Raw genomic sequence first — 12,871 nt, 5'->3', positions numbered from 1 at the left:
GATAGAACGACTCAGCATAACTCTGAACCAAGCGCCATCATTTCAGCTCAGTTAAATACCACTAGCGGTTTGGTCTTTATGACCGAAGCCATGACTGAGCCACAGCAGTTGGCTGGTGCTCTTAGCGGACATTTCACTTTAGCGATAAATAAAAGGGATGTTGATATTGGTTTTAATTTTTACGAATTGCAAAGTGATGGCAAGTTGTTTCACTTCAATAATTATGTCAGTCGTGCCAGTTACGCAAAAGACATGAGTGACCGCCAATTACTGACGCCACATGAGAAGACCATTATTCCACTGGTAAACGGTCGAATGACGGCAAAAATTATTGGCAAGGGCAGTCGCTTAGTTTTGGTGTTAGATGTTAACAAAAACCATAACTTCCAAGTTAATTTGGGCACAGGAAAAGACGTGAGTGAAGAAACTATTGCTGATGCGGGTGAGCCTTTAAGTATCAAGTGGTTTAGTGATAGTGAAATCAAGATTCCACTAAGTCCTTGGACGCCATAACTACAGTGCATGTCTTTGTTTTTAATTCACGAAGACATAATTATTGATAAGGCAATGAAAGCCCTAGATAAAATGCAGGGCTTTCACTTTATTAACTGCAGTGTCAGAATAGCTAATTTTTAATTAACAAAATATGAACTTACCAACAGTTAAGTCCTAAGGTATTGGCTGTTATCTGGATTATTTAGTCGGCTAGAGCTTAAGTGACTTACAGTCAGGCAAATCAGCGCATATCCTATCAATAGAATGATATTAAAGCGTATCAGCTCACTTATGGAGCTATGTGCCTCGGTAGATAGCCATTTCATTCGAGCCATGATACAGTTTTTGTCTTATCAAAATTAACATTTTGATTTCAGATAATAAAAGCTAAAACTTGTTCCACACCCATCAAGCAGTAGGAAGTTCATGTTTAATTTTATAAACCGTTCTATTATGCGTCAGTTAGTTGCTGGCATATCAGGCGCAGTCGCGCTGTTACTGATCACCACTTCATTTTTTATTCTTTCTAATGTAAGTGACGATACTCGCAAACAAATCACCCGCTCAATTGAAGATATCGTTAAACTGCAATCGGCAGAAGTACGTGGATTCTTTGAAGCTAAGGGGCAAATAGTCCACAGTGTTTTTGCCAGCCCACAAGTTATCGACTGGTTTTCTGATTATGACCAACGACTGTCAGACATTGATAACAACAAGCAATACCAGCAAGTCACCGAATATTTCAAATACTTCTCAACTAAAGAACCTGCTATTAAAAGTGTCTTTTTTGGCAGTGAAAATACCCATGAATATTTTGATTTAGATGGTCGCTATACTGACGCCGACTATTACACCAATCAAAGACCTTGGTGGACTAATGGTCTAGACCAAGGACAAATGTATGTTACCGACCCTGCTGTTGATAATAATGACGGTTCAATTTCTGCGACAGTAACAGGGCCTTATTACCTACCTAATGGCAAGCTACTAGGCATTGGTGGTATTGATATTTTAATCTCCACCATAGGTAAAGATTTACTCTCTAAAATTAAGTATCAAGGCGAAGGTGAAGCATTTTTAATGACAGATACCGGTAAGTTGGTGTTCTTTCCTGGCTTCAATACTAGTTTCTCGCCAGGTGATTTAATGCAAGATATCGACGCTAAATTTAACGATGCGTCTGGCTTTACTCAATTACAGAACCTCGCCTTGAATAGCGCGTCAGGCATCGGCAATGTTGAGTGGCAAGGTGAACAGTATAAAGTTATCTTTAATCAGGTCAGCAGTGACATGCCTAAAATGAACTGGAAGCTAGGTTTTATGGTGCCAGAAAACCTTATTTCTGAGCCCGTGACTCAGGCTTTTTGGTCATCAAGCTTTATCGTTTTCATTATCATAGGCTTAGTCGCAGTGGTTGTTTATGTGATGGTATTACCGCTAACTAAGCGTCTCACTCGTTTACAGCAAACCATGCATGATATCGCTGAAGGTGATGGTGATTTGACTAAGCGCATTGAGCCACTTAAAAATGATGAAATTGGTCAATTAGTAAAAGAATTCAATACCTTCATCGATAAAATTCAAGCCTTGGTGAAAGAAACCGTGGTGATTACTGCCGAAGTAGGGCAATCAACTGCTATTGCTTCTTCTATCAGTAGACAAACTATCGATATTATTGAAGAACAAAAACAAGAAATTGATATGGTGGCGACTTCGGCTAATGAATTGGCGCAAAATAGTAGTGAAATATCTTATAACGCTAATTTATCGCAAGAGTTGGCCAATAGTGCTGAAACTCAAGTTGCTGAAGGGGCGTCAGTGGTTAACCAAGCTACTGCCGGAATCAACAAATTAGCTGAAAATATTAGTGCCGCAGCAACTGTGGTTAATAAGCTTAAAGAAGATAGCCAGAGTATTGGTGAAGTGTTGAGTGTGATTCGCGGTATTGCCGATCAAACCAATTTATTAGCATTAAACGCGGCTATTGAAGCAGCTCGTGCGGGTGAGCAAGGTCGTGGTTTTGCCGTTGTTGCTGATGAAGTGAGAACTCTGGCCTCGCGGACACAAGAATCTACCGCGAGTATCGAAAAAATTATTGATGAGCTACAAACTACAGCGTCAAGAGCGGTAACAGTGATGGAAAGTAGCCGTACAGAAGCGCAGTCTAGTGTTGAATTGACTGAACAAGTGCAGGGTGTATTAACTGAGATAACCGGTGTTATAACTAGCATTCAGAACCAAACACAAGAAATTGCGCTATCGGTTACCCAGCAGTCAACTGTTGCCGAAGAAGTATCGAAAAGCATCGAAAATGTTAGGGCTTTGACCGAAGATACCGTGCAAGGTGCCGCTGAAATGAGTGATGGTTTGCAGGGGTTACAGACTTATTCTGAAAATCTCACGACAGTAGTGAATCAATTCAAAGTTTAGCTAGTTAGTTTAAGTTACCTAAACTTAGCAGAACTTAAAAAGCGTGTAGATATTCATCTGCACGCTTTTTTATATTTTTTAAAGGCTTACACGCTCTTTCAACAGCTTAAACGCTTCACTATTCCTATCTTGCTCAATACAAATACTCAATAAATCATCAATAAAATGATTTAGCGCTCGGTGTTCAATTTTTCGAACTTTGTCTTGCTGTACAGGTGTTAGCATTTGATAGCTAGTGGCAGCGCCAAAGTCGCCAAATATGATATTGCCTAGCACATCAAATAAGGTGTTATGAGCGTATAAGTCACCGTGACAGACTTTACTGTTATGCATGTGGCTAAAGACATCTTCCATCTGCTGCACTATGTTAGTAATAAGGGTAATAGGTAAGCTAAAACCTTGTGGGAAAGTATCGCGGGTACAGCTTTTAAAACACGGTGGCAGGCCAAGGTTTTGGTAAGTTTCAGGGATCAAACTCATGATCAATGCTAGGTACTTACCTCCAGAGTCTAAGTCTTCCTTCACTTGCGCCAATGATTGTACTAAATTTGGGTGATCACCTACTTGCAAACATGCTTGTAGTTCATCTTCGGGGTAGCCATCGCTGGTCACTTCCCCTTTAAATACCTTAACGGCAATGTCAGCTGGAAATTTCGATTGTTCGCTATTCCAATGGGCTTTTGAAATAACGCCAGAAGCGCCTTGGCCAAGAACATGCTCTAGGGTATAGCTATCGGATGAAAGCTCAGGAACTGTTTTTACTTCAGCTTTTTCAGTAATACTTAACTGTGAAAATGGATTACCGGCAAAAGCCAACCAGGCTAAATTAGGCAAGTTTAAAAGTTGCTCAGGGCATTCAGTTAAGTTATTTGCAGATATTCGTGCCAGTTCAAGGTTATGGGCTTGCGCTAAGCTTTGTGGTAATTCGGTTAATTGATTACCTGCTAAAGCCAGTTTTTGTAATCTAGGTCGCTCACCTAAAGAATCTGGCAAGGTTTCAATTTGATTATCAGTTAAAATTAACCAACGTAACTGCATGGGAAGTGAGTTTTCCGCTACTTGTGTAATTTGGTTTGATTTAAAGCCAACCATTTCTAAGTTAGGTAATTTTCCTAATACTTCCGGTAGATGTCTGAATTTATTTTGCGAAGCGAAGATCACTTTAAGTTTTGTCAGTTGTGCTAATTCTGCAGGCAATGACGATAAGGCATTACTTGATAAATCGAGAATCTCTAAACTATCAGCCAGGGTTAAGATTTCTAGCGGAAATTCAGTTAAGTTTTCAGAGAGTTTTAACTGATTAATACCGCGAAGTTCGCCAGATAGAAGTTGAGCTAGAGTATGCAAAATAAAGCGTCCGTAAGAGTGATGAAAAACGGCGCTAGTTTACTGGAAATATTTCAATAAAGCTTCAATGATTAAAATTATTGCCCACTTGTGCAGGTTAAAATAATCCACGTCTGCGTTGCTCTCAATCCCAATAGCGAGCTATTGCTCAATCAAGCGCCTTGCCCTGATTTATTTTCTCTACGCACAACAAGGTCACAAACTTAATGAAAATGGTATTATACAAAAAAGCACCTGACTTCATTACTGAAGAAAGGTGCAAAAGTGTAAGGTGTTCGCTGCTAGCCATACACCTAACCCAGTAATAAAGGTAGGTGTCCACATCCATGTGAGAATGGCTAATAATTATTTACAGTTGTTATTCTTGGTACTAGTTTTTCCAAACACTAGCAACACCAGGTTCTTCACCTTTAGTCCACCAGGCTGCGGTATAAGTTTCGCTGTTATGTGAAACTTTATCGCCGCCGTTATAAACTAAATCTGCACGCCATGCTCTTACTTGACCATCATCAGGAATCACTTCTGACCATGCGCCACTTTGATCAGGTTTTTCACCTTTAGTCCACCAGTTAGCTTTGTAAGTTACATCGTTATATACAACAGTATCGCCAGTATTATAGATTTTACTGCTGTCCCAAGTACCCGTTCCGCCAGTAGTTTTGTTAGTTACTGTTACTGTAAAGCTTTGTGAGGTAACGGCAGAACCATCACTAACATCTACACTTACGGTATAGTTAGTATCAGCAGCTACATCACCAGCAGTTAATGTCACATTGGCACCTGAGCCGACAAGTGTTAAACCTGTAGGTACTTGCCAAGTGTAAGTTAATGGGTCGTTATCAACATCGCTTGCCACAACTGCGATGCTAACTTGCATTGCCTCTTCTACCGTTACATCACTTATAACGTTAACAACAGGTGCGGTATTACCTGTACTTGGTGCAACGACAGTTAATGTTGTCGATTTACTTACACTTGTTTTACCGTCTGATACGGTTAGCGTTAATACATAATTAGTATTTTGTGTCACTGTACTCGCGGTAATATCAACAGAAGTGGTATTAGTTGCGCCCGTTGTTAAGGCACTATCAACTGCCCAGCTATAAGTTAGTACATCATTATCAGCATCAGTTGCCGTCGCCGCTATGGTGATCATTTCACCAGAATTAACCGAAAAGCTACTTGCTAAGCTAATAACAGGTTTTTTGTTAATTGGACCAACACTGCCACCTAAACCTTCATGCATTGCATTAAGGATATCACCATTATCAGCATCAATTTCCCAGGCAAATAAGCCACCTAAACCACTGGCTTTTACATATTGACCTTTAGCAATAACCGAACGTGGGCTATCGTAAGTTATTAATTTTCCTGATTGTTTATTCCAAACATAAGCAGCATCAGCCATTTCATCGTAACCAACTTCAAAGCCATTAACACCAGTACCTGCTGCGCCAACCATATGTTGAGCAAGGCCTTTGTAATCAATAATACCTGCTTCCCAAACACCTTGGGCACTAGTTCCAGTCAATTTACCAGTACCGTCAGCTGTCATTGGATTGTCTAAAATAGTGGTGTTATCTGGTGATACACCTTCCCAACCACGACCATACATTGCTGTACCAACAACAATCTTTTTAGCCGCTACGCCTTGCGCTAATAATAAATCTACCGCATTAGTGATGGTATAAGCAGGACCTTTACGTGGTTCGCCTTTATCATCCAAACCAGTGCCATTACATTCATCAACACTCAAATGGCTACCACAATTTAAACCGGTTTGATGGCCAGTTACATTGTTCCAGCCGCCAAAAAAGTCATAAGTCATGGCAAAAATGTAATCCATAAACTGCGCAGCTGCGGCGTAGTCTACATCTTCAATTTTGTCATAACCTGAGCCTATTGCTGAGGTTAGTTCATAAGTACGACCTGTATCAGCTTCTAATTCGTTTAACATGGTGCGTAGTTCTTGCATTAAAGCAACATAAGCAGGGCCATCATTAATTGGATCACCTAATGTTGGTGAAGCACCACTGCCACCGGGAAATTCCCAGTCAATATCAACGCCGTCGTAGAATTTCCATGTTTTTAAGAATGTCTTCATTGAAGCAACAAAAACATCACGGTTAGCTTTTTCAGTGAAACCATAGAAAGGGTCTGATAAAGTCCAGCCACCAACAGAAGGTAGAATTTTTAAATCAGGATTACGTTGTTTTAACGCCATTAATTGCGCGTAAGTACCACGAATAGGATCGTTTGAGTCAATGCCAGGTAAGGCTTTTTGTACTGCAGCCCATGGGTCATGAATTACCACTTCGTAATCAGCCGAGCCAGCACAGGCTTTTTCTAATGCGCGCCAGCTATTGCCATTTTCAATTTCTTTTAACGATTCATTAGCGCCACAAATTGGAATAAAACCATATAATAAATGCGTTAAGTTATCGGCTGGTATCTGGCTAACATCATAACCGCGACCGTAAATTCCCCATTCAACAAAATATGCACCAACCACGTTATCAATTTGTCTTGGGTAAGTGCCATTATTTGGATCTATGTTCATCGCAAGTGGCGCTAAATGACCACCATCAGTATCGGCAATAACGATTTCTTTACCTGCACTGGTTGCACACACTGTGCCTTCACACAATTCAATAGTCATTTGATGACGACCAGATTGAGCATAAGGGAAGTTAATAACGCCGCTTTTTGTGCCTGCAGCGAAAGTACCTTCGTTTACCATAGTATTATCGAAATATACTTTATAGTTGTCGCCACCAGAGCCGCTCCAAGAGTTCCATTTGACACTAATCTCGACTTGCTCTTTGGCTTTAACTAAGTCTTTATAAGAGCCTTGACCTTCTAGGTCAACTTCTACAAAAGAGTAGTTTTGTGGAGTCCAATCAATACTTGGTGCAGCGGGCGCTGCAGCGGCTTGTTGTGATGATAGTGCTGCACTTATTGCGCACATAGTGAGTAGTTTTTTGTTCATGATTTCCTCTTATTATAATATTACTGTTTTATACCGATGGCATGTTCAGCATTGTTGTGTGGGTATTCTTATTGTGGGTATTCTTATTGTGGGTTTTCTTATAGCTTTAAAGTTTTTTCCAAACATTACTGGCATCAGGTTGTTCACCTTTAGTCCACCATTTAGCTTGATAATTAACTTGTTGATAACTTACTACAGCGCCTTGTGAATACTCATTCTGAGCATGCCAAATTGCCGTGCCGCCATCGTTAGGGGATTCGAGTTGCCAAGCATTACTGTTATCCGGCGCTTGGTTTTTGTTCCACCATTTGGCTGAATAAACCTTGTTTTCATAGCTCACTTTATCGTTAGCCGAATAAGCTGTAGTGCTGTTCCATAATGGGATGGTAGGGTCTACCACACTGTTTTTCACCGTGACAGTAAAGCTCTTGCTGATAGTTAACATACCGTCTGACACAGCAACACTAAGGTTGAAGTCAGTATCGGCTTCAACCATAGGAGAGGTAATCGTGATATTGGCATCATCTCCTGTGTAAGAGATCTCATTGGGTATTTGCCAAGTGAAGGATAAATTAGTTTGCTCATCATCAAAGGCATGCACATGAATAGATTCAGTAGCAGATTCGGTGATAATAATATTGTCGATGTCATGGACTATCGGCGCAGTATTTACTGGTACTGCTTGGACAGAAAGCACAAAAGTATGCTCTTTATCGGCGACATAGGTGACATTACTGAGTAGGTTTGTTGAATCAAAAGCGATATCACCCTGGGCATTTTCTACACCAATATTGAGTAAGTGGCTGTAATCCATATTTAACGATTGCGCAAAATCACTTGGCCAAGTTGCTTGATTTAATTCAGTTATCGCGAGCTGTTGGTTTATTAACTCCTGGCCTGTAGCATCGAATAACCGCAAACTAACGGTTTCACCAACGTTTGCTGTTTGCCCCTGTTTTAAGAAGAAGCCAGCGTCAAACCAAGTATCAGGTTGAGCAGTATCTCGGACAATAGTGATATCACTACAGTTATAGAAGCCTTCACCAGCTGCGTCATCACGCTGCCAACGGCTATATAAAATAGCGTCACCAACTCTATCAGCAGGTATGTTGACTTCCATCTGATAAAAACGTCTGTCCTCGGCATCTTTGATAAAATCGATATTTGCGTGTGACTGCACCAAGGTGATATCTGACCAAGTAAGTGGCATGGTGTTGCCATCATAACTAGGGTTACTTAAATAAAATTGCCAGAAACTCGGATTATGAGGCGTGGTTGCTAGAAATTTTATGTTGATGTCACCATTAGCATTAGGGACTACATCGCTGCGTTGCCAATGAGGTGAGGGCAGATTCATACCTTTTTTCTTATCATCACCACCTGCACACAAAGTGCCGTCGGGTATATTGGCTTTTACTGCAACTAAATTAGTAAAGTCGCGGGTATTTACCGCAAATTCATGCAGTTGAACAAATTGAAAATAACCAGAGCTTAAGTATGCGGCACGACATGCGGCGTTTGGAATATTTGAACCATCTTCTGGCCACCAATAACCTTGCTGTAATTCACAAAATGCTTGGCGGGCCATTGGGCTGAACATATAGCCGTGGGCAGAAACTTGCGTACTGATGGTAGATAAAACACTGGTTAGTGCTAAACCCATAGCGATTGAGGTAACTTTTAGATGATTTTTAGACATAGCTTTCTCCTTGCGATAAATACTTAAGTATTTATCGCTGCTTATTTTGTTAAATTAATTAGTTAAGTTAACTTGTTAAATTATTGGAATTAACGGTTTCGTTTATAAGGAGCTATAAATTACAGACACTATCCCAGTCGCTCCCACCAGGCTCTGAATTGCTCCACCACTTAGCTTTGAAAACAGTATCGTTGTGGACAACCATATCGCCTTGATTGGCATGGCTAGAGTTACCTTGCCAATCTTTCTGAGGGAATTCTGGATAAATCGACAATGTGGCAACATCAATACCGTTACATGTTGTGCCATTTCCTCCGCCGTTGTCACCGCCACCTGTGCCACTAGAAGTTGCTTCCGGTAAATTTGGGTATTCAGCTTTGAAGGCAAATACTTCCCCGTCTTTCTCAATAGTGAAGTTAACCGGGCCACTAATTGGCATGTAATACATCACTTGAGCATTCACCGTTTGACCTGGATTAAATGACTCTGTGACGCCGCCCCATTCATTGGTTAAGGTGATTGAAAAACGATGGAAATCATTTTCAAAACCACCAATATTATTACCGGCGCTATTTGAGGCATTGTGCTCAATAGCCATTTTGAGCTTTTTGGTGGCATTCCAGTTTGATTTGAATATTGCTGACGTTGATACTGGCACATCAAATGATATTTTAGCCCCTGAAAAATCAATGGCTGAGTTGTTAGTAAAGGCAAAAGTTGGACTGATAGGGTAGTTATCATCTCCCGCTGGGAAGTCTTTGGCGATAAAGCTAATATCAACCATTTCTGCAGGTTTAACAAAAGTCTTGTTACCTTTATCAATACCATAAGGAGTGCCACTTTGATTAAATTTATCATAGGCGATTGTGGTCATCGTTGAGCCCATAAAATACTCACCTTTGGCTGCGTCGTAATCAAAATCACCAGCAAGTTCCCAGAACATAACACCACCTAAACCATTGTTGATAACGTAATCAACCTTAGTGGCCATAGACTCTTCATCTTCAGTAGAAATAAATACTTTTTTAGCATCATTCCATAACCAAGGTGCTATGGCCGCGCTGTCATAATGACGGGTATAAATGCCTGTTAGCACATCACTAGCATCATTTATTGGGTCTAGACCGTAAGCGGCTGCATAACTACCAACAATACCTTTCTCTAAATTTTTAACATGCCATAGTGGATTTGAGCCAGCAGGGACTTCGCGATCATTTTCAGTATCGTGCCAAAGGTTATCGATACCGATAGCGCCATTACCACACTTGTTTTTATCGCCTTTACCAGTACCTTTGGGACAGTTCGCTTGATCAGGAAAAGCCGCTTGACCCCATAAACCATTGGTGCCCCCCGTAACATCTTTGAAACCACGAGTGTAATAAGGGATACCAATATTAATACGTCCAGCTGATAAACCACCGCGGAAGTATTTAACCGCCCAGTCGGTATTTAAATAGCCAATACCTTCAAATTCTTTAGTGCCATAAACATTCCATGCAGCTAGCTCAGAATCTAAACCGGTATCAAAAAGCGAGGCATTGTGACCAACATGTGAATTCCATGCGCCGTGCAAGTCATATGACATAATATTTACGTAATCAAGGTACTGCGTAGCTTGGAAGGTTTCCATACCACGCAATAAGTAACCAGATGATGGTGAAGCTATGGTCAGTAAGTAATGTTTTCCGGCGGCTTCACCAGCAATATCGAGACTTTCACGTAGTGATTTCATTAATACTTGATAGGAAGCATTGAGGTGCGCTCGACGAGCATTTGAAAAAATAAAATCGTCTGGATGACCAGAGTCAGCCATAGACGATGGATATTCGTAATCTATATCAACGCCATCAAAGCCGTACTTTTCGATAAACTCAACCGCGCTGGCGCTGAAGGCCGAAATACCCGCTTGATTTACACTGCCATCAGCATTGGTTGTTAGGGTGTAAAAACCGCCATCAGCTACACGGCCGTTGTCATCAAAGTGACCACCTGTTTCAGCCCAACCACCAACAGAAACTAATGTTTTTACCTTAGGGTGTAACTTTTTATATTTATTGAGCAGATTGAAGTGACCCTTGTATGGCAAGCTAGGATCAAGCTCTGCCCCTACGATACCTGGCCATTCCATATTGGTTGCTGGATTATTCGGTGAATTTGGATCGCCAATTGATACTTTATGATTAGCGTCTACATGAGCAAATGCATAGTTGATATGGGTAACTTTGTCCCAGGGAATATCATTAACTAGGTAGCTTGGTTGCTCGTTTGCGCCGTTACGCCAACTGGTGAAATAACCAATAACACGACGCGGGTGATCTGTGCCCATCAACTCACGACCATCTTGATCGTAAACCGTACAATATGGTGTGTTTACGCCTGGTGTTTGGTATAAACCTTCAGGTCGACAAGCATCAGCATCATTGCCAGTTTGCCCTTCAGTAACTACCGCAAAGTTAATGGCATTACTTAAAGATGTTGCACCTTTGTCATCGGTTGCTTCAACCGTAAAAGCTTGCTGGCCTAAAGCTGTTGCTGTCCAAACAAAGCTGCCGGAAGTGGCATTAATAGTATTTAGTACCACGCCATTTTCAAGTAATGATAATTGTGTGACTTGACCATCGATGTCAGTGCCTGAATATTCAAAGGTAATTGCATCACCAATTAAAATTTTGCTAGGTAAGTTCGCCATAAGTGTCGCGGTGGGCGCTTTATTTACTGGTGGTGTATCTTTTTCCGTTACGGTTAAGGCATTACTTTCTGTGCTTGTTTGTGCGCCTTTATCATCAAAAGCTATGGCTTTTACCATATGGCTTCCTAGGGCTGCAGACCAAGTAAATTCATAGGGTGAATTGGTTAACGTGGTTAATTTTACATCATCTAAATACAGTTCAACTTTTGCCACGCTACCATCGTCATCAGCAGCACTCACGGAAAAGACAACGCTGTCATTTTTAGTGAAAGAACTATTTTTTACAGGTGAGATGATAGCTACCGTAGGCGGAATGTTATCAGTGACACTACCATCACAGGTACCGAGGTTCTGCCACTCTTGCCATTGACCTGAATGAGTAACAGGATTGGTTTTATTCCACCAGTTCGATTTAAATGCTTGTTCAGCAGTTTGGACCATTTGGCCGGCAACAGATACTTGGCCTGTTTGCCATTGAGGTAAATCAGTGCAGTTGTATGTGGTCGCGTAAACAGAGTTACTGAGTAAAGCGACAGATATTGCCCCTAATTTGAAGGCATTATTTATTAGTATTATGTTATTCATATTACTTCCTTTACATGTTTTTAACATTGTAGTTGTTACGCCATTTAAAGCTAACACATAAAAATCAAAGGTCAATCTGTCGCCATTTGCATACAAAAATCCACCGTACAATATTTGATCTGTTTTTAGTGTTTAAAATCAGTGGTTTGAATTGTTCTAGTTAACGACAGTAAATAGTTACAAATTGTGTATTCTTTTGAGGTTAAGTCCGGTGTTAATGGTTTGTTAATGCCAGCTCAGTTGTTGCTAAATAAGGAGTGTAGGTTTAAAAAACACCAAAAATATAATTAGCTATAAGATATACTCAATAGTTATATAAAGATTTGTATTTGCAGTGATGAATGTGAAAAGTTTGAATAAAATTAGAAGTTTAGTGATGATTTTTTAGAGTTTTTATACTAATTTATTGTAGTGACTTTACAGTAAATTAATTGATAGCTTTCTCTCAATGATACATAAGTCAAACTGAAAAATACTTGAGAATCTATTGGCAATAGTAAGCATATCTAGAAAGTTAACAGCAGTTATTTAAGCAGTTATTACAGCGTGTAGCTAAAACATTCTTTAGCTACACTGCTACTTCAACGCGGACTATGTTGCACATGGCTGAGTCATTTTCTCTGCTTGTAAAATATCT

General features: G+C 40.4%; 6 protein-coding genes. 2 read left to right on the top strand and 4 right to left on the bottom strand.

Annotation, left to right across the window (positions count from 1 at the left end):
- Together HRT50_RS14395 and HRT50_RS14390 are read left to right on the top strand one after the other, a co-directional pair.
- Positions 1 to 513 (top strand): hypothetical protein (locus HRT50_RS14395; protein WP_291615681.1); only part of this gene is annotated, 513 nt, incomplete at its 5' end.
- Between the two features lie 408 nt (positions 514 to 921).
- Positions 922 to 2,925, top strand: coding sequence for a methyl-accepting chemotaxis protein (locus tag HRT50_RS14390; RefSeq protein ID WP_291615679.1), 2,004 nt, complete (start codon positions 922 to 924; stop codon positions 2,923 to 2,925).
- Between the two features lie 78 nt (positions 2,926 to 3,003).
- Here the strand turns inward: HRT50_RS14390 and HRT50_RS14385 are convergent, their stop codons facing one another.
- From HRT50_RS14385 to HRT50_RS14370, 4 genes are all read right to left on the bottom strand, one after another.
- Positions 3,004 to 4,272 carry a leucine-rich repeat-containing protein kinase family protein gene (locus tag HRT50_RS14385; RefSeq protein WP_291615677.1) on the bottom strand — a complete coding sequence of 423 codons (1,269 nt, stop codon included), beginning with the start codon at positions 4,270 to 4,272 and terminating at the stop codon, positions 3,004 to 3,006.
- 370 nt (positions 4,273 to 4,642) lie between these two features.
- Positions 4,643 to 7,261 (bottom strand): glycosyl hydrolase family 18 protein, encoded by a 2,619-nt coding sequence (locus HRT50_RS14380; RefSeq protein ID WP_291615675.1) that lies wholly within the window; start codon positions 7,259 to 7,261, stop codon positions 4,643 to 4,645.
- A gap of 106 nt (positions 7,262 to 7,367) precedes the next feature.
- Positions 7,368 to 8,960 carry a lytic polysaccharide monooxygenase gene (locus tag HRT50_RS14375; RefSeq protein WP_291615673.1) on the bottom strand — a complete coding sequence of 531 codons (1,593 nt, stop codon included), beginning with the start codon at positions 8,958 to 8,960 and terminating at the stop codon, positions 7,368 to 7,370.
- Between the two features lie 112 nt (positions 8,961 to 9,072).
- Positions 9,073 to 12,234 (bottom strand): glycosyl hydrolase family 18 protein, encoded by a 3,162-nt coding sequence (locus tag HRT50_RS14370; RefSeq protein ID WP_291615671.1) that lies wholly within the window; start codon positions 12,232 to 12,234, stop codon positions 9,073 to 9,075.
- Positions 12,235 to 12,871: the final 637 nt, after the last annotated feature.

Source organism: Colwellia sp. (assembly GCF_013215345.1).
Taxonomy (GTDB): Bacteria; Pseudomonadota; Gammaproteobacteria; order Enterobacterales; family Alteromonadaceae; genus Colwellia.
This window is presented reverse-complemented; position numbering and strand designations above follow the sequence as displayed.